The organism is Pseudomonas sp. B13(2017) (assembly GCF_002113245.1).
GTDB classification, from domain to species: Bacteria; Pseudomonadota; Gammaproteobacteria; order Pseudomonadales; family Pseudomonadaceae; genus Aquipseudomonas; species Aquipseudomonas putida_Z.
Window position 1 is genome coordinate 49114 of sequence record NZ_NEJX01000026.1, and the last position, 19430, is coordinate 68543.

The window sequence follows — 19430 nt, forward strand, 5'->3', positions numbered from 1 at the left end:
CACTGGCCAACTGCCCCGCACCTGCTAGCGTTGTTCTGGCCGACCTATCATGGATGCATCTTCATCATGAAATCATTGCCCCGCATTACCCTGTTGTGCGCCGCATTGCTTGCCATGGCCGCCTGCTCCAGCAATCGCGTGGACCCAAAGGACTACTCCGGCTTCCTCAAGGATTACAGCCGGCTGCAGGAAACCAAGAGCCCGTCGGGTGACCCGGTGATGCGCTGGATCGACCCCAAGGTCAACGTCAACCAGTACAGCCAGGTGTTCATCGAGCCCAGCCAGTTCTACCCCAGGCCGCAGCCGACGGCGGTCATCTCGGCGCAGACGCTGCAGGAAATCACCCGCTACTTCAACAAAGCGCTGCGCCGTGAAATGGGCAGCGTGGTACCGCTGGCCAAGGGCCCCGGCCCGGGCGTGATCGTGGTGCGCCCGGCCATTACTGCGGTGTCCACCAGCAACGAGGGCCTCAAGCCCTATGAGGTCATCCCTATCGCGCTGATTTCAGCCGGTGTGAACACGGCCATGGGCGGCCGTGACCAGGAGGTGGATGTCGGCGTGGAAGCTGCGTTCCTCGATGGTGCCAGCCAGAAAGTGCTGGCTCAGGTCGTGCGCAAGGGCACGGGGCAGGATCTGGAGAACAAGACCACGCAGCTGACCCTGAATGACGTCAAGCCGGTGCTGGATGGCTGGGCCAAGGACATGCGCGCGAGCTTCCTGGAAGCGAAGCAGAAAGCCCGCTAAAGCCTAACTGGTCCATGTAGGAGCGGCCTTGTGTCGCGATGGGGTGCGGAGCGGCCCCAGATCCACGTATACAAGCTGAAATCGCTGGGGCTGCTTCGCAGCCCTTTCGCGACCCAAGGCCGCTCCTACAGCTGACCGCGTCAGCATTCGACGAAGGCAACGGCCAGGCCGCCGCGCGAAGTCTCCTTGTAGTTGGCATGCATGTCCGCCCCGGTATCACGCATGGTGCGGATCACCCGGTCGAGCGAGATGAAGTGCTCGCCATCCCCCCGCAACGCCATCTGCACGGCGTTGATCGCTTTCACCGCAGCAATCGCGTTGCGCTCGATGCACGGCACCTGCACCAGGCCACCAACTGGGTCGCAGGTCAGCCCAAGGTTGTGTTCCAGGGCAATCTCGGCGGCATTTTCCAATTGCGGCGGCGTAGCGCCCAGCACCTGGGCCAGGCCGGCAGCGGCCATCGAACAGGCTGAGCCCACCTCGCCCTGGCAACCAACCTCAGCCCCGGAAATCGAAGCGTTCTTCTTGCACAGGATGCCGACCGCCGCTGCCGCCAGCAGGAAGTCCACCACGTCCGCGTCGCACGCGCCCGGGTTGAACTTCATGTAGTAGTGCAGCACCGCCGGGATGATGCCAGCCGCACCATTGGTAGGCGCCGTGACCATGCGCCCGCCGGCGGCGTTCTCTTCATTCACCGCCAGGGCGAACAGGTTGACCCATTCCATGGCGCTGAGGGTGGAACCGATCACGTTGGGCTTGCCCAGTTCCTGCAGGCTGCGATGCAGCCGCGCCGCTCGGCGCTTGACGTGCAACCCGCCCGGCAGGATGCCTTCGTTGCGCAGGCCGTTGTCGACGCATTCACGCATGGCGCCCCAAATCCGCAGCAAGCCCTCGCGGACCTCGGCCTCCGGGCGCCAGGCACATTCGTTGGCCATCATCAACTGCGCCACGCTCAACCCATGGGCCTTGCACAAGGCCAGCAACTGCGCGGCACTGTCGAACTCGTACGGCAGCACCAGCGCATTCGCTTCGACAGCTGGCGCATCGATCTCGGCTTGCTCGACGATAAAGCCACCGCCCACTGAATAGTAGGTCTGGCGCAACAGGCTGCCCTGCCCGTCCATGGCTTCCAGGCTCATGGCATTGGGGTGGTACGGCAGGTTCTCGTCGAGCAGCAGCATGTCGCGGCTGTAGTCGAACGCCAGCGGGTGGCTGCCATCGAGCATCAGGCAGTGCTCCTGCATCACCTGGCGAATGCGCGACTCGATGGTGGCCGGGTCGATACGGTCCGGCCACTGCCCCATCAGGCCGAGCAGGCAGGCACGATCGGTGGCGTGACCAACCCCGGTGGCCGACAGCGACCCGTATAGCCGCACCTCGACACGGCTTGCCCGGGCCAGCAGCCCCTGTTCGCGCAGGGCCTGGGCAAAGGTAGCCGCCGCCCGCATCGGGCCGACGGTGTGGGAACTGGACGGCCCGATGCCGATTTTGAAAAGGTCGAAAACACTGATAGCCATGCTAATGCCTGACCGTGCCCGGGTATGAAGACGCAGCACGGTTATCTGGAGAAATTGAGCGTTATTGCGATTTTGCGCGATACTGCCGCGCTGGCTCATGGATGACCAACGAAACTTCCTAAGCAAGGCTTTAGTGGTACTAAACGATGCGACGACAACTCAATGGCCAGACGTTCGTCTGGCTACACGTGTTCGCCTGTGCGGCCCGGCACTTGTCCTTCACCCGCTGTGCCGAGGAGCTGCACATCACCCCAGGCGCCGTCAGCCAACAGATGCGCCAGCTGGAGGAACGCCTGGGCTATCGGCTGTTCCTGCGCCGGGCGCGCGGTGTGGAACTGAGCGCCGAAGGGCAACGCCTGGCGCAGACGGTGACCGAAGCCTATGGCAGCATCGAAGCCGAACTGCTGCGCCTGGACGCAGGGGAAATCCGCGGCACCTTGCGCCTGCGCTCGATCCCGTCGTTCCTGGCCAAATGGCTCACGCCTCGCCTGCCGCGCTTTCAGCAACGCTACCCGGACATCGAGCTGCGCCTGGTGGCCGAAGACAGTGCCCAGGCGTTGACCCCGGGCGATTTCGACCTGGCCATCGACCTGAACGATGGCAGCTACCCCGGCATGCTCTCGACGCCGCTGCTGGACGAGCAGATATTCCCCGTGTGCTCCCCCACCTTGCTGCGCGGGCGCCCGCCGCTGCACGGGCCGGCAGACCTGGCGCACTACCCGCTGCTGCACGACATCACGGCCTGGCGCGGCAGTTCGGAATATGCCGAATGGGAGTTCTACCTGGAGGGCATCGGCGCCGCCGGCCTGGATGTGCGGCGCGGGCATACCTTCAACCGCAACCACCTGACCATCGAGGCGGCGATTGCCGGCATTGGCGTGGCGATTGCCCGGCGCACGCTGCTCAACGACGAACTGGAGCGCGGGGCGCTGATCGTGCCGTTCGGGGTGCCGATCGCCAATCACAAGCGCTATGTGGTGCATTACCCGCCGGGCGGGCTGAACCAGCCGGGGGCGCGGGCGGTGCATGACTGGCTGGTGGAGGAAGCGCGGGGGTTCAGGGAGTTGCACCCGCTGAACAAGGACTAGGGCGGCCAAGAGCGCTTGCACACTTTCATGGAATTACAAGTGACTCACTGAATTAGCAGGGACCCTGTGGGAGCGGCTTTAGCCGCGAACACCGGCACAGCCGGTGCCATGCACCGCGTTGGATTCTTCGCGGGTAAACCCGCTCCCACAGGGTGCGCAGAGCGCTTGCGAGATTTGTGCGTCAGTAGGCCTGCTTGCCGGTAAACGCATTCAACGTGCGCACCAGAATCACGAAATCCAGCCACAGCGACCAGTTGTTGATGTACTCGATGTCCGAGTCCACCCGCTGGATCATCTGCTCGATATCCCTGGTCTCGCCCCTGAACCCACGCACCTGCGCCAGGCCGGTCATGCCAGGCTTGATATTGTGGCGGGCAAAGTAGTCGACGATGTCCTGCGAATACAGCGTGTCATGCTGCAAGGCATGCGGCCGTGGCCCGACCAGCGACATCTCCCCGGTCAGCACATTGAACAATTGCGGCAGTTCATCCAGGCTGGTGCGGCGGATGAAGGCGCCGACCCGGGTCAGCCGCGGGTCATTCTTCTGCGCCTGCCTGACCACGCCCTCTTCCGGCTGATGGACATGCATGCTCCTGAACTTCCAGATGCGGAACGCTTCCCCGGTCCAGCCGGTGCGTTCCTGGCGGAAGAACACCGGGCCGCGGCTATCGAGCTTGATGGCCAGCGCAACGGCCAGCAACACCGGCGATGCCAGCAGCAGGATCAGCGCCGCCAACACCCTGTCCTCGAGGTTCTTCAGGAACAGGCTCATGCCCGTCAGCGGTGTTTCCGACAAGGTCAGCACGGGAATGCCGGCAATTTCCCGCACGCTGTGGTTGATCAGGCGCAACGAGAAGATATCCGGCACCCAGTTCACCGCAATGCACTTGTCGAGCAACTTGAAATACACATCATTGATGACCTCGGAACCACCCAGTGGAGTCACCAGGTACACCGTGCGGATGCCGTGACGGGCCACGACATCGTCGAGCTCGGCAACATGCCCAAGCACTGGCATGCGCTGCTTGCCGTCGGCGCTTTCGCGCCCCGGCTCATCGGCGCTGTCGATCAGCACGCAGCCCAGCACACGCTCGCCGAACCAGGGGTTGTTGCTGATTTTCTGGTACAGGAAGTTGGCCAGGTCACCGGCGCCAATGATCAGGGCGTTGTCCAGGCGTGCATGGGCGGTGAAGCGCTTTTGCAATTCACGCACGGCAAAGTGCAGGAACAACTGGGCGATGTAGCCAATGATGAACAACTGCACCACCAGCAGCCGCGAATAGGTTTCGCTCTGCTTGGCCAGGAAGGCCATGACCACCAGGAAGCAAAAGGTTGCCGACCAGGCCTTGAACAGCCGAAAAGCCTTGATGGAAAGGCCAACGTTGGTACGGTAGATCGCATAATGATCGTAGATGACTGCCAGGGCGCCAACCAGCAACAGCAGCATGATCACGTAATCGGAGGTGATGTAGCCAAACTGGTCGTAGATCAGGTACCAGGCAATGCCGGTGACTGCAATCCCATCGAGGCCGGCCTGAATGGCGTTACTTACGCTGCTTCTTCTCTGCAATAAGGAACGACTGCTTCTGGGCTCGAGAACCATTTCAGACCTCATCAATTTGCGCGCAGCAAGTGCCTTCCACAAACCAGCAAGACTTGACAACGGCTCATGCAAAGCCCGTGAAGCGAAATCCTGCAGCCCCAACCCATTGATCTCACTGTAGCAGCCACCCGCCATCAGTGTGCGCGGATTGTGCCGCTCATACGGGGTGTCTGGCCGCCCCTCCGTCGCGGCGGTACAGCAAGGTACGCAGCAGGAACAACGGGTTACCCACCACATAACGCATGAACAAACGCTTCGGCTCGCGCAACAGTCGGTACAGCCACTCCCCGCCCATCCGCCGCAACCACTCGGGCGCCCGGCTGACCTTGCCGCCGAGAAAATCCAGGATCGCGCCGCCGCACACGATCAGGCACGGCCCGCCAGTTGCTGCCAGCCTTGCCGCCACAACCTCCTGCCTGGGCATGCCCATGCCCAGCACGATCAGCTCCGGTTGTTGCTCCCTGGCCAGTTGCAGGTAGGTATCGACGCTGGCAAAGCCATCGTGGACCGACACTGGCACCACCCCGAACATGGCTACGCTGCGCTGCACGGCCTGGTCCAGGTAAGGTTGCCGGGTGCCCCAGAACGCGACCCGCCGCCCACGGTAGGCGGCCAGGAGCCGAGGAATGAAGTCGGTGCCATTCATGTTGAGCCCCGGTTCAAGCCCCAGCCGGCGATACAGGATCGCCATGCCGGAACCGTCGCGCAGCAGCACGTCGGCCGCCGACAATGCCTGGTGGCAGGCGCCATCGCGCACCACCAGGTTCATTGCATGGGCATTGACGAAGCCCAGCACGGTCGCGGCTTCCGGGGCGCTCAGCCTGTCCAGCAGGCGCTGCGCGGCAGTGGCATCCACCACCACTTCCAGCTTGCCGACAAGGGTGTTCCAACGTTTCTGCCATTCAGCCATCAGTCTTTATCCCGTTTCGAACGTACCCATTCAACCTGGCGCTTGATCAGGAACCCCAGATACAAGGGGACCTTCCTTGCGGCGTAAAACGGCGCGTACAGCAGCACGGAAAACGGGATCAGTTCGCGACAGAAGCGCGCCCAGGCCAGTGCGACGGCAAGGCCGAGCAATGCCAGCGCGCAAAGGGCGATCCAGGCAGGTGCCGCCAGGCCGAACAGCAGGTACGCCAGCCAGGCCACCAGGTTGAGCCCGAGCAGGCTCAGCACCAGCAACGCAAGGGGCGGCACCAGCAGGTCCAGGGTCATGGCCAGCAAGCTGCCGTTACGCCGGGTGACTGCGGCCAGCGCACGCCTGGGCGCATCGGCCAGCATCAGGCTCAGGTGCCCATGCTCCCAGCGGGTGCGCTGGCTACCCAGGCCTTGCTGGCTGGCAGGGAACAGGCTGCTGACCACGGCCTCGGGGCAGAACACTGGCGGCTTGCCCTGCTGGCACAGGTCCAGGCCCAGTTTCACATCCTCCACCAGATGCCCGTTGGCCAGGTCGATCAAGGCCAGGTCACGCCAGCCGAACGCCATGCCGGCGCCCATCAACTGGCAAGGCAGGCCCAGCCGTGCCCAACCACGCGGGCGCACCAGGTTCTTGACCCGCCAGGCGAACTCGGCAACCTGCACTGCCAGCCCGGCCCCTGCCGGTGCGTGCATCAGGTACAGCGCCTGCACCGGGCGAGCGACCTCGCGGTAGCGCCGCGCCAGGCGCTCGATCGCCCCCTCGCCCACTTGGCAGTCGGCATCCACCACGATCACCACCTCGGGCGGCTGGCTGGCCAGGTGGCGCACGCCAAAATCCAGGGCGTAGCCCTTGCCGCGCAACCGCGCATCGCGGCGCTCCACCACTTCGGCACCGGCCTCGCGCGCCAGTTGCGCGGTGTCGTCAGTGCAGTTGTCCGCCACCACCAGCAAGCGGTCGCCAGGCCGCAACTGCGGGGCAATGCTTGCCAGCGTGACACGAATCATCGACGCCTCGTCATGGGCTGGCACCAGCACTGCCACCTGCGGACGAGCGTTGTTGCCCAACGGCTGCGCGCGCGCTGGCAGGCAAGCCATCAGCACCTGCACCAACAGCAGCAGCACCGGCAACAGGGCGATGGCCGCCAGTGTGCCCAGTAACCAAGCCAATACACTCATCATGCGGATGCCTTGAAATAGCTGGCCAGCCTGGCCGCTTCGGTATCGATGTCATGCCGTTGCAGCACACGCTGGCGGGCTGCCTCGCCCATGCGCTGCAGCGCTTCGGCAGGTTGCGCCAGGCAGTCGGCCATGGCCGCCGCCAGCTCGTCCACGGCGCCGGCAGGGAACAACCAGCCGTTCTCGCCCGGCCGCACCAGCTCGGGAATACCTGCCACATAGGTGGTCAGTACTGGCCTGCGCAAGGCCATGGCTTCCATGATCACCACCGGCAACCCCTCGGCAAAGCTGGGCAGCACCAGTGCACGCGCCGCAAGGATTTCCTCACGCACCTGTGCGCTGCTGATCCAGCCGGTGATGCGCACCTGCTGCTGCAAGCCATGCCGGGCAATCAACGCCTCGATCTGCCCACGCATTTCACCGTCGCCGGCCAGCACCAGCTCGAAGGCGATCGACCGGGCGGCCAGTACCCGCGCGGCCTCGAGCAACAGCAGCTGGCCTTTCTGTTCGCACAGGCGGCCGACGCACACCAGGCGTGGCGCCGTGGGCACGCCGACCGGCGCCACCTCATGGAAGCTGCGCTCGAGGCCGCAATGCACCACCTTCACCTTGGCCCAGTGGTCGTGTGCCACCCAGCGAAACAACTGGCTGCGCCCGTACGAGCTGACCGCCGCGACAAATGCGGCACGCCGCACCTTCTCGCCCATGTGCAGGAACTGCGGTTTGTCGAACTCTTCCGGCCCGTGCACGGTAAAGCTGTAGGCTGGCCCGCCCAGCACGTTGGCCAGCATCACCACCTCGGTGGAGTTGGTGCCGAAATGCGCATGCACATGTTTTGCTTCGCCAGCCTGCAACCACTGCAGTACCTGGCAAGCCTCGGCCAGGTAGACCAGGTGGTAGGGCCAGGCGCGGTCGGCCCGCAGGCCAAGGCGCATGGCCAGCCAAAGCGCCTGGAAGAACCGGCGCGGCTGTGCGCGCAGCACTTGCCAGGACGGTGCCAGCAAGCCCTTGACGCCACGTTGCAGCACATAGCGGGTCCTGGCCTGTTCGCTCGAGTCCTCGGCATCCTGCAACTCGGCGTCCCACCCGCGCAGGGCAATACGCTGCACCTCCACCCCCTGGCGCTCCAGCGCCAGGATCTCGCGGCGGATGAAACTGTGGCTGACCTTCGGGTACTGGTTTATGAAATAAGCAATGCGCATAGGAATCCAGATCAAGACCCGCGTAATGAACCTTCAGGCCTGCCGTGGCAGGGCCGGCCGTTACTTCAGGCTGTCGATTACCGGCGGCCGGCGCCCTGCCGATGCCACCTCGTCAGGTGCATCCTCCTGTTTCCCTTGTAGTCCAAGGTTGAGACCGCTGCCTGGCAACGTGGCCTGCAAGCGGGTGAAAACATCGTCGAGCAACGCCTGGCGGCGGCGGTACATCGCCCGTTTCTTCGCCGGGATGTCCTGTTCCGCCCGCTGTACCACGGCCAGCGGGAGGGCGAAGAAATCCGCATGGTTCGACGCAGTAGCGCCGTGCTCCAGCCAGATCACGTCATAATTGGCCGCCAGGTCCTGGCCTTTGTCGTTGCCAAAATACGCGTGCCGATGGTGGCGGCAGGCGTCACTGACGGCATACAGGTGCGCCACGCCCAGGGTCCTGGCCAGGCACTTCAATGCTTCGAGCAGCAGGCTGCGTGGGCGCAACCCTTCGAAGTCCTTGGTCAGGTCGCGGTAGATGGCCAATGAGGTTTCGCTGTCGATCCCCTTGTGGATGCCCTGCACGGCACCGATGAACAGGCAAAGCTCGCCCTGGCTGCGGCACAAGCTGAACGCCAGGGATGCCACCCGCAGGTCGCCCTGGAACAGGTTCAATACCAACTCGCCTTCGCGCTTGAACCAGATCGGCCGGTCCAGCACCAGGCGGCAGCCCGGCGAATGGCTGGACAGCTCGCACAGCGTCAGGCTTTCGTCCCGCCCCAGCAGCAACAGCGCCGGAAACTGCCCCGCAAGCACTTCAAAGTGCGAAGCCAGCACCTCCAGGCGCTGCGGGGCTTCCCAGCATTTGCTGAGGTAGGGCCACTGCACGACACCGATGCAATCCACCCCCAGCCGCTGCAAACCTTGTGGGCCCAGCGTCGCCGTCATGCGCTGCAGGAACGCATTCAGCTCAGGCCATTGCCTGGCAATCTGCAGCGTCAACTTGCGTTTGTTGTTCAGCGCCCGCAACGAGTAGCCCGGTTGCAAGGTAAACACGCTTTTCACGATCATGCCGAGCATCATGGGCCCCTCTCACTTGTACTCGATCAACGTCGATTTGCCGGCCGCGATGCGGTGGCGCAAGAACTTCAGTTGCCCGAGCATTTCCGGGAACTTGCCCAATACCAGGAACACCGCCTGTAGCCAGTTCTCCCGCACCGACTTGCCACCACGCCGGGCCAGGCGTACGGCCTGCAGCGGGTAGACCAGCAGCAACAGCAGGCTCCAGCCGCCCAGCAGCAGGCAGGCCAGCACGATCACCACGGGGATGCCCAGGCCCCACAGCCAGGCCCGGCGCGATTCGCGCAGCCAGTGCCGCTCGGGCGGCTGACCATGCAGGTAGGCCCCTTCGGCATAGGCGTGGCCAGCACGCAGGCTACGCCGCCACCATTGGCTGAAACGGGTCATGGCCGCGTCGTGCAGGGTCATCTCGGCGTCCAGGCGCCAGACTTTCCAGCCCTTTGCCCGCAGGCGCACGCACAGTTCGGGCTCTTCTCCGGCGATCAGCTCGGGTCGAAAGCCGCCGACCGCAGCAAAGGCATCTACCCGCATCAGGGCATCGCCACCACACGCCTTGGCCTCGCCGATGGGGGTGTCCCACTCCAGGTCGCACAACAGGTTGTACACCGACCGCTGCGGGAAGCGCTCGCGTCGGCGGCCACACACCACTGCCACGTCGGGATGGTCGTCGAGAAACGCCTGCGCCGCGGGCAGCCAGCCGCTATCCACCTCGCAATCGCCATCGACGAACTGCACCAGTTGCATTGACGGCAGCCGCCGCTGCAAGGCGAAAAAGCCTTCGTTACGGGCGCGTGCGGCAGTAAACGGGGTGCCCAGGTCCAGCGCCAGTACCTCTACCCCCAGTCTGCGGGCCAAGTGCAGTGAACCATCGGTGGAGCCCGAGTCGACGTACATGACCTTGTCCGCCCCCTGCTGCAGCGAAATCAGGCAACGTTCCAGGCGCTGGCCTTCGTTGCGGCCAATCACCACCACACCGATCCCGCTCGCCATGGGCCTCACTCGACGGGCGCCGTGGCGGCCGGTTGCCTGGCCTTGATGATGGCCGGCACCCCCACCGCCAGCGAATTGTCCGGCACATCCACCAGCACAACGGCATTGGCACCGATGATCACGTCGTTGCCGATACGGATGCTACCCAGCACCTTGGCCCCGGTGCCGATATCGACGTTGTTGCCGAACACCGGTGCAATCGGCTCGTTGACGTTCTTCAGGCCCACCACTACACCATTGCGGATGCGACAGTCATCGCCAAAACGGGCATAGCCGCTGATGACGATGCCGCCAAAATGGTCGATGACGAAGTTGCGGCCGATCACCACTTCGCACGGCAACTCCACACCCGTGATGATCTGCACGAACTTGAACAGGACCTTGTAGATGAACGAAAACAGCTTGCGCAGCAGTGCCGGGCGCACCCCATAGCGCCAGCGGCCGAAGCGGTACACCAGCAGTACCCAGAAGCCCTGGGCGCCCCAGTCGCCACCGTGGGCACGCAGGTCGGCACGTATATTCTCGAACATGGCTCCACCTACCTTGTCGGTTGGCTGGCGTACCGGGTCTTGAACAACAGAGACCAGGTCGCCCGGCAGTGACGCCAGCAGGCCTGTATCGCGCCCCGGCCGCGTCGTTTCAACAGCGCCTTGAGTGCCAGCACCAGGTCGCCCAAGGTGACCAGCAGCATGTGCAGGGCCAGGCCCGCCAGCCCGTGATGCTTGCGAAAGTACAGCAGCTCGCTTTCGATCTGGTATGACGAGATCTGCCGGCTGGCCGCCTCAAGTTCGGCCACCGATCTGGAGCTTTCCCCACCGATGTGCACCACCGTGGTATGCGGGTAGAACACCACCTTCCAGCCGGCCGCCTTCACCCGCTTGCAGTGGTCGACCTCTTCGTAATAAAGAAAGTAGCGCGGGTCGAACAGGCCCACCTGGTCGAGCACTTCGCGGCGCACCAGGTAGAAGCAGCCAGGCAGCCAGTCGCACTCGCGGACCGAGGCGTGGTCCCAGTTCATTTCGTCGACCATCTTCAGGCCGGGGAAAAAGCGCCCCAGCCCGGTACGCCCGACGAACACGTTGAGCGGTGTGGGGAAGTAGCGGCAACTGGGCTGCAGGTCGCCGTCGCGGCCCTCCAGGCGCACCCCCAACACCCCGCACTCCGGGTGGGTTTCCATGTAGTCGAGGGTTTTCTGCAGGGAATCGGCGGCGACGAAGGCGTCGGTGTTCAGCAGCAAGGCGTACTTGCCCTTCAGGTGCTCCAGCAGCTGGTTGTTGGCCCGGCCGAACCCCACGTTCTGCCTGTTGCTCAGCAGCAGTGCCTGCGGGCACACCTCGGCCATGCGCTGCAGCGAGTCATCGACCGAGGCATTGTCCACCACCAGGTAGCTGGCCAGCCGTTCGCTGTCGGCCCGGCGCAGCGCATCGAACATCGGCTGCAGCAACCTGGCCGTGTTGAAGTTGACCACCATGACGTCCACAGGTTTGCTAGCCATTGTTGCCATCCCTCGAAGAAGTCCCCGCGCCTTTGCAGCATCAGCACAACATTCGTCACACCACGGCTTCCCTGGCCGCGCTCATCCTGGCATCGAGGTGGTCGGCCAGGCGTAGCGCAAACTGCAGCAGCGGCATGGTCGGGTTGGAGGCACCGCCCGTGGCAAAGATGCTGCTGCCGGCGACGTAAAGGTTTTCGGTACCGAACACCTTGCAGTTGATATCGACAACACCGAACTGCGCCGACGACGCCATGCGCGTGGTACCCATGTGGTGGGCATGTGGCGACAGCTTCAGCGGTATCGAGGCGTCATAAACGAAGTCATTGAGCTTGATGAAGCCCAGGTTCATGTCCGCCCACTGCTTGGCCAGTTCGCTGCCAATGCACTTGATGGTGTGCCGGTCATCAGCGCTCAGGGCCCAGTTGACATTGACCTTGGCCACGCCCAGTGCGTCCTTCTCGTCCAGCAGCGAAATGCGGCTGCGCAGGTTGGGGAACTGCTCGATCATGGTGCTGATGACACCGTCACCGGGGCAACTGAACTTGGTCACGAAGGCGATCTTGCCGGCTACCCCCATGTCGCAGGCCAGGTTCTCCAGAAAATGCTTCACCTCGGCAGTACGTCCATAGGTTTGTACATCGGCCAGCAAGGCGGCCCTGACATTGCCTTTACCTGCCTTGTATTCGTCAACGAAGGCATCGGTGGTGTAGTACTCGCGCGGCTCGGGGTCCAGCCCCGACTTGAGGATGAAGGAGCCAAGGTCAATGTTCAGATGCTCCATGAAACACCGGCCGACCAGCCCGTCCTTGCTCACGACCCCCGCCGCCAGCAACGACTCGCTGTTGAGCAGTTGCCGGGCATTCTCGATGGCACCGGTGGCCAGCACGAAGTTTCTCGCAACCAGGCGCTGGCGATTGCACGCGTAATCGGACAGTACGACTGCGGCCAGGTGGCCGGAGGCCTGGTCGAACTCCAGGTTCACGCAATTGCAGTTGATGAACACGTCCAGGCCTTGGGTCTGTTCCAGGGCTGTGGCGTACTTTTGCGCAAAACGCGTGGGCGGGCTGAGCAGAAAGCGGTCTGGCTCGAATTCTCCGCCGTCGAGGCCAGCATTCAACGCGTGAAAATCCGACCCGGGCGGCAGGTCGACGATATCCATTGCAACAGGCAGGTAGCCTGCTATCTCCGAATACGGAATGGGCCAGCCAGGCAGGTCGCCAATAGGGGGAACGGCGAAGTCCGAGGGGCTGAACGGCCGGCAACGGCCGGCCCAATGGTTGGATGTGCCGCCCAGGTAACGCAGGCGAGCCTCCCCGGCGTACAGCTCCAGGCCAGTGGATGCACAGGCGTACAAAGCTTGCGAGTTCGCCGAATATTCACGCCCGCCACCCTCGGCAAGCAGTACGCTCCAGCCCGCGGCGGCCAGGCGCAGGCCCAAGGTGATGCCCGCGGGGCCGGCACCGATGATGCAGACATCGTAACTGTCGCGCAGGGCCTTCTGCTGTTGATAATCCTTGATCATGGGTGTTCGTTCCGGAAGTAGCGAGACGGCAATACCCAGCCGTTGATCACCACGAACCCGGGCCTGCCGGCAGGTTGGCTGGCAGCGGCTGGCGAAGCAGCGAACACCAAACCACCAACCCCCAGCAACACGCAACTCTGGAGAAACCCTCTACGACCCGTTTGCGCAGTACAAAAAGTAAGCTTCCCCATGACACAGTGACCTGCACCTTTGAAAGATTTACCCGACAAGCCGCATTACCGCCAGTCCCCGGGGCCAGCTTCACAATCGACGGCATGGCGTCGATCTCTGACCGATTGGCTAAAAGGTCACTATAGTTTCAATCAGCCACGATGCTAGCCGTTGCCCACCGACGCAAAGGTGCACATAGCCAATGCCTGAACATTTTCGTGCGTTGATCGTCATCCTGTTTCTGGCGAGCGTGGTCTTCCTGCTGGCGCGGCGGCCTGCCACCGACCTGATCCCGCTCAGCGACTTCAAGCGCCGGCGCAACCTGTGGTTCCTGCTTACCCTGCTGGCGTTCTTCTCGCACAGCTTCTGGCTGTACCTGGGTGCTGGCGCCGTCATCCTGTACATCGCCGGGCGCCGCGAACACAACCCCATGGCGCTGTTCTACATGCTGCTGTTCCTGGTCCCGCCGGCTTCGGTGCAGGTGCCCGGGTTTGGCGTGGTCAATTACCTGGTCGACCTCAACCATATCCGCCTGCTGACCCTGTGCGTGCTGCTGCCGGCGGCACTGGCCCTGCGCCGGCAGGGCGACACCCTGCGCTTCGGCCGCACCTGGCCCGACAGGCTGTTGGCGGCCGGCCTGCTGCTGATGAGCGTGCTGTACCTGCGCGAAACCACCCTGACCGACACCCTGCGCCAGACGCTGTACCTGTATGTCGACGTGCTACTGCCGTATTACGTGGCCAGCCGTGGCCTGCGCCAGATCAGCGACTTCAAGGACACCCTGCTGGCCTTCGTGCTTGCCTCCTTCGTCCTGGCCCTGATCGGCGTGGCCGAGTACGTGCGCCACTGGCTGCTGTACAGCGCCCTGGTCGACGCCATGGGCGTGCCGTGGAGCATGTCCGGCTACCTGAGCCGTGGCGGTTCGCTGCGCGCCAGCGTCACCACCGGGCAGGCGATTGCCCTGGGCTATGTGATGAGCGTGGCCATCGGCCTGTTCCTGTTCGTCCAGGGTTACGTGCGCCGCCCCCTGCAGCGGGCGCTGGGCGCCCTGCTGCTGGCCGCCGGGCTGTTCGCGCCACTGTCCCGTGGCCCGTGGATCGGCGCCGTGGTCATCGTGGTGGTGTTCATCGCCCTGGGCAAAGGTGCGGCCAGGCGCCTGGCGCTGCTCGCCGCGGCCGGCGTGCTGGCCCTGCCCTTGCTGACCATCGTGCCCGGTGGCGACAAGGTACTGGACATGCTGCCGTTCATTGGCAACCTCGAGAAAGAGAACATCACCTACCGCGCAAGGCTGATGGACAACTCGTGGATCGTCATCCAGCGCAACCCGCTGTTCGGCTCGTTCGACTTCCGCAACACCCCGGAAATGCAATCGATGATCCAGGGTGAAGGCATCATCGACATCGTCAACACCTACATCAACCTGGCGCTGCGGGTAGGGCTGGTCGGGCTTGGCCTGTTCGTGGCGTTCTTCGCCGCCGTACTGCACGGCATCCGCAAGGCCATGCGCAGTTTCCCCGACAAGGACGACGAACAACGCCAGCTCGGCCGGGCATTGCTGGCGACACTGATCGGCATCCTGGTGATCATCTTCACCGTCAGCAGCATCACCTTCATCCCGGTGGTGTACTGGACTGTCGCCGGGCTGGGCGTGGCCTACATCCAGATGGTCCGCAGGCTGCACAACAGCCAGGCCATCGCGCTGGCCGACCCCGGCCTTCAACCAAGGTGACACTTATGAGCTTGCTCCCCCTGCGCAGCCGGGGTTTTCAAACCCTGCTGCGGGTTTCGGCCATTGCCGGCCTGGCCTTGCTGCCGCTCACCGGCTGGGCATCAGCGTGGCAAGTCAGTGTCGATGAACAGAACGGCCTGCCCATGGTGACCCGCGGCGGTGGGCCGGTGATGAAAGCCAAGTTCGACTTCTGGGCGGCCAACTGGAGCTGGACCGGTTTCTCCACCACGTTCAAGGTCAATGGCCCCTACCACTACACGCTGCAGGGCAAGAACAAGGAGCTGGACTTCGACCTGGCGGCGGATATCCGCAAGGAGCAGGCGCAAACCCTGAGCTGGGCCTTCGACCTCGACGCCCATAGCCGCCAGGCCGGGGTGATGGGCGGCGGCATGGTGTTCGAGTTCGACCCTGCGCAAATTGCCGGCGAGATGGGCGCCCCGCAGCTGCTGCCCGGCAACCGTGGCTGGTCGTGGGGCAAGGCTGACCAGGGCCGGCGCATCGAAATGCGCTTCGATCCACCACTGGCCAAGGTGTATTTCGAGCGCGGCAACCCGTCCGAACTGCGTGCATTCATCTACAGCGACCCGATCAGCGCAGGTCGGCAGCAGATCAAGGCGATGCTGAACATTACCGGCGACATTGAGCTGGGGCCCACGCCCAGCGAACGCTTCGGCCTGGCCGACCCCGCCGGTTGGCCCGACGACCAACTGGACTGGCGCACCTCGCCAGTGGACCTTTCATTCCTTAACGCTGCGGAAAAGCCTGCCGGCAAGCACGGCTTCGTCAAGGCCGTTGGCGAGCAATTGATGTTCGAAAACAACACCCCGGTGCGCTTCTGGGGCACCAACCTGTCCGCCTATTCGCTGTTCAAGAGCCCCGACGAAGAAATCCGCCAACAGGCCAAACGCCTGTCGGCACTAGGTTTCAACCTGGTGCGTTTGCACCACCACGACTCGCCCTGGGTCAGCCCGAACGTGTTTGGCGACGGCACCCTGGTGCGCGATACCCAGCAGCTCAGTGCCGAATCGCTGCGCAAGCTGGACCTGTGGATCAAGGCGCTCAAGGATGAAGGCATCTATATCTGGCTGGACCTGCACGTGCAGCGGGCGCTTACCGCCAATGACAACATCGATGACTTCAAGGAACTGGCCAAGGGCGAGAACCACGTCGACCTGAAGGGTTACGCCTATGTAAACCGCAGTATCCAACAAGCGATGAAACGCTTTGCCGAGCAGTACCTGACCCATGTGAACGAATACACCGGCCTGGCCTACAAGGACGACCCGGCCATCGCTGCCGTACTGCTCACCAATGAGAACGACCTCACCCAGCATTATGGCAACGCCCTGATGCCGAACAAGGATGTGCCGCACCACAGCGAGCGCTACATGGAAGCGGCCAAAGCCTTCGCCAAACAATACGACCTGCCCACCGACCTCACCTGGCGCGCCTGGGAGCATGGCCCTTCGAAGCTGTTTCTCAACGACCTGGAACAGCGCTTCAACGCCGACATGATCGCCCACCTGCGCGGCCTCGGCGTGAAAGTACCGATTGCCACCACCAGTACCTGGGGCGGCAATGGCCTGAGCGCGCTGCCGGCACTGACCGCAGGCGATGTCATCGATGCCCATGCCTACGGTGCCAATGGGCAACTGGAGAAGAACCCGTTGACCAGCGACGGCATGATCGACTGGCTCGCCGCCGCCCAGGTAGTCGGCAAGCCGCTGACCGTCTCCGAGTGGAACGCCGAACCCTTCCCGCTGCCCGACCGCCACTCGCTGCCGCTGTACGTGGCCGGCACCGCCGCCCACCAGGGCTGGGACGCCATGCTGCAGTACGCCTACAGCCAGCAGGCCTTCAACCCAGGCTGGCGCACGGCGGACAACTGGCACGCGTACAACGACCCGGCGATGATCGCCACCCTGCCCGCTGCCGCCCTGCTCTATCGCCGCGCGGACGTGAAGCCGGCCACTACCCGCTATGTGTTCGCGCCGACGCCCGCCACCCTGTACAACCAGGAGATCACCCCGCGCACTTCAGCGCTGCTGCGCACGGCCATGGAAAAGGGCCAACTGCAGATCGCCCTGCCACAGACGCCGGAGTTGCCCTGGCTGAAGCCCGCCGCCATCCCTGCCGGTGCGCAGGTACTGCAGGACCCGGGGCAGTCCTTGCTGCCAGCCGACGCCACGCAAGCGCTCAGCGACACGGGCGAGCTCAAGCGCAACTGGCAACAGGGCATCTATACCATCGACACACCGCTGACCCAGGCCGCCACCGGCTGGCTGGGAGGTCGCTCGATCAGCCTGGGCGCCATCCAGGTGCAAGCACGAACGCCGTACGCCAGCGTCGTGGTGCAAAGCCTGGACGGCAAGCCCCTGGGCCAGTCACGCGAACTGCTGCTGTCGCTGGGTACCCGTGCCGTGCCCAAGGCCGATTACAAGACGCCGTTCAACGTCGAGCCGCTTGCCGGCACCTTGAGCATCAAGGCGCCTGCTGGCCTGAAACTGTTCGCCCGGGACGCGCAGGCGCAGTTGAAACCGTTGCCGATGGCTTACCAGGATGGGCGCTACAGCATCACGTTCGATGGCAAGTACATGTCCAACTGGCTGTTCTTGAAATAGGGTATATGGCCATCTACCCTCACCACAGACCTGTAGCTGAAAAGCGCGGCTGTACAACAGCAGAGTCCTGGAGGCATGGATGAAGTTTCTGGTTGTCGGTGGCGCAGGCTACATTGGCTCGCACATGGTCAAGCACTTGCTCGGCGCGGGCCATGAGGTGGTGGTGGCGGACCTGGTCTCGCCCGGCCCCGGCGTCCAGTGGGCGAAACTGGACATCGCCGACGAACCCGCGCTGGATGTGCTGTTCGGGGTTTGCCGTTTCGACGCTGTGTTCCACTTTGCCTCGTTCATCCAGGTGGGCGAGTCGGTCAGCGTGCCCGGCAAGTATTACCAGAACAATGTCTCGGCTACCCTTTCCCTCCTGCAGGCCATGGTGAATGCTGGTATCAGGCACCTGGTTTTTTCTTCCAGTGCAGCCGTTTACGGCAACCCGCAGTATGTGCCGATCGACGAAGCGCATGCCAAGGGGCCGATCAACCCGTACGGGCTGAGCAAATGGATGGTCGAGCAGATTCTCGAGGACTTCGACCGGGCCTACGGCTTGAAGTCGGTATGCCTGCGTTACTTCAACGCAGCGGGGGCAGACCCGGAAGGCCAGCTGGGAGAGCGCCATGACCCGGAGACCCACCTGATCCCGTTGATCCTGCAGGCCGCTTCGGGCCGGCGTGATGCGGTAACGGTATTTGGCCGCGACTACGACACGCCGGATGGTACCTGCATACGCGACTATGTGCATGTGGCCGACCTGGTGGCGGCCCATGCACTGGCGGTGGATTACCTGCTGGCGGGTGGCGAGCGAACCGCGTTCAACCTGGGCAATGGGCTGGGCTTTTCGGTGCAGCAGGTGATCGATATGGCCAGGGCGGTGACTGGCCGGCAGATCCGCACCCTCGACGCGCCCCGCCGCCCCGGCGACCCGCCCCGGTTGGTGGCGGATGCTGGCAAGGCCATGCGCATGCTGGGCTGGCGGCCGGAGTTTGCCGCATTGGAGCCGATTGTGCGGCATGCGTGGCAATGGGAGTTGCAGTATCCCTGGGTTCAGCGCCAAAGCTGAGATTGTGGGGCTCGCTACCCACCAACTGAAGGCAAGCGCCATACCTGTGGGAGCGGGCGCGCCCGCGAACACCGGCGCAGCCGGTGCCAGCCACCGCGTCGCCTGCTTCGCGGGCATGCCCGCTCCCACAAAGCCCCCATCAGCCGAAAGAATGCGCCGTACCTGTGGGAGCGGGCGCGCCCGCGAACACCGGCGCAGCCGGTGCCAGCCACCGCGTCGCCTGCTTCGCGGGTGAACCCGCTCCCACAGGGACCCCATCAGCCGAAAGAATGCGCCATACCTGTAGGAGCGGGCGCGCCCGCGAACACCGGCGTAGCCGGTGCCAGCCACCGCATTGCCTGCTTCGCGGGCATGCTGTTCTGGTCAAGTTTTTCCGGACACCGGTTACGGTGATCAAGCCGCCTGCTGCTCCATAGCTATTGGTGACAGGTAGTCGTTATGGCTGTGGAGCCTGATTCGGTTGTATCGCATGAAGAAGCTGGTCATATCCTGCTTGGCTTCTTCAATTTCCTTGTAGCCCTTGGGCGGCACCCATTCT

General features: G+C 63.8%; 15 protein-coding genes. 5 read left to right on the forward strand and 10 right to left on the reverse strand.

The window, feature by feature from the left end; translation table 11 throughout:
• Positions 1-66: 66 nt before the first annotated feature.
• Positions 67-744, forward strand: a complete 678-nt coding sequence (locus CAG44_RS25275) for a DUF3313 domain-containing protein (protein ID WP_085693214.1) — start codon at positions 67-69, stop codon at positions 742-744.
• A 140-nt stretch (positions 745-884) separates the two neighbouring features.
• Here CAG44_RS25275 and CAG44_RS25280 read toward each other — a convergent pair whose 3' ends face one another.
• Positions 885-2261 carry an L-serine ammonia-lyase gene (locus CAG44_RS25280; protein WP_085589562.1) on the reverse strand — a complete coding sequence of 459 codons (1377 nt, stop codon included), beginning with the start codon at positions 2259-2261 and terminating at the stop codon, positions 885-887.
• Positions 2262-2407: 146 nt separating this feature from the next.
• Between CAG44_RS25280 and CAG44_RS25285 the strand changes: the two genes are divergently transcribed.
• Positions 2408-3349, forward strand: a complete 942-nt coding sequence (locus CAG44_RS25285) for a LysR substrate-binding domain-containing protein (protein ID WP_075046970.1) — start codon at positions 2408-2410, stop codon at positions 3347-3349.
• 181 nt (positions 3350-3530) lie between these two features.
• On the opposite strand, the gene CAG44_RS25290 is transcribed toward CAG44_RS25285, so the two are convergent.
• The 9 genes from CAG44_RS25290 to CAG44_RS25330 all read right to left on the reverse strand — a co-directional run bounded on the left by CAG44_RS25290 (position 3531) and on the right by CAG44_RS25330 (position 13317).
• Complete coding sequence (locus tag CAG44_RS25290) at positions 3531-4952, reverse strand: undecaprenyl-phosphate glucose phosphotransferase (RefSeq protein WP_085693215.1); 1422 nt, start codon at positions 4950-4952, stop codon at positions 3531-3533.
• A 157-nt stretch (positions 4953-5109) separates the two neighbouring features.
• Positions 5110-5862, reverse strand: coding sequence for a WecB/TagA/CpsF family glycosyltransferase (locus CAG44_RS25295; protein WP_085693216.1), 753 nt, complete (start codon positions 5860-5862; stop codon positions 5110-5112).
• The gene (locus CAG44_RS25300; protein ID WP_085693217.1) at positions 5862-7049 is read right to left on the reverse strand and encodes a glycosyltransferase family 2 protein; all 1188 of its coding nucleotides are present in this window, start codon (positions 7047-7049) and stop codon (positions 5862-5864) included. Before CAG44_RS25300 ends, CAG44_RS25295 begins: the two co-directional genes overlap by 1 nt.
• The gene (locus tag CAG44_RS25305) at positions 7046-8248 is read right to left on the reverse strand and encodes a glycosyltransferase (protein ID WP_085589553.1); all 1203 of its coding nucleotides are present in this window, start codon (positions 8246-8248) and stop codon (positions 7046-7048) included. Before CAG44_RS25305 ends, CAG44_RS25300 begins: the two co-directional genes overlap by 4 nt.
• Before the next feature lie 60 nt (positions 8249-8308).
• Positions 8309-9313 carry a VirK/YbjX family protein gene (locus CAG44_RS25310; RefSeq protein WP_085589551.1) on the reverse strand — a complete coding sequence of 335 codons (1005 nt, stop codon included), beginning with the start codon at positions 9311-9313 and terminating at the stop codon, positions 8309-8311.
• 9 nt (positions 9314-9322) lie between these two features.
• Positions 9323-10300, reverse strand: coding sequence for a glycosyltransferase (locus tag CAG44_RS25315; protein WP_085693218.1), 978 nt, complete (start codon positions 10298-10300; stop codon positions 9323-9325).
• A gap of 5 nt (positions 10301-10305) precedes the next feature.
• Positions 10306-10830: a serine O-acetyltransferase gene (locus CAG44_RS25320; protein WP_085693219.1), complete on the reverse strand. Its 525-nt coding sequence runs from the start codon at positions 10828-10830 to the stop codon at positions 10306-10308.
• Between the two features lie 8 nt (positions 10831-10838).
• Entirely contained in the window at positions 10839-11795 is a 957-nt protein-coding gene (locus tag CAG44_RS25325; protein ID WP_085693220.1) for a glycosyltransferase family 2 protein, read from the reverse strand.
• Between the two features lie 55 nt (positions 11796-11850).
• Entirely contained in the window at positions 11851-13317 is a 1467-nt protein-coding gene (locus CAG44_RS25330) for an FAD-dependent oxidoreductase (protein WP_085693221.1), read from the reverse strand.
• A gap of 373 nt (positions 13318-13690) precedes the next feature.
• Here CAG44_RS25330 and CAG44_RS25340 point away from each other — a divergent pair, with 373 nt between their 5' ends.
• The 3 genes from CAG44_RS25340 (at position 13691) to galE (ending at position 18892) form a co-directional block, all read left to right on the forward strand.
• Positions 13691-15217, forward strand: coding sequence for an O-antigen ligase family protein (locus CAG44_RS25340; protein ID WP_085693222.1), 1527 nt, complete (start codon positions 13691-13693; stop codon positions 15215-15217).
• Positions 15218-15222: 5 nt separating this feature from the next.
• Positions 15223-17838: a cellulase family glycosylhydrolase gene (locus CAG44_RS25345; RefSeq protein WP_085693223.1), complete on the forward strand. Its 2616-nt coding sequence runs from the start codon at positions 15223-15225 to the stop codon at positions 17836-17838.
• A gap of 79 nt (positions 17839-17917) precedes the next feature.
• Positions 17918-18892: a UDP-glucose 4-epimerase GalE gene (gene galE, locus CAG44_RS25350; RefSeq protein WP_085589534.1), complete on the forward strand. Its 975-nt coding sequence runs from the start codon at positions 17918-17920 to the stop codon at positions 18890-18892.
• Positions 18893-19430 lie beyond the last annotated feature (538 nt).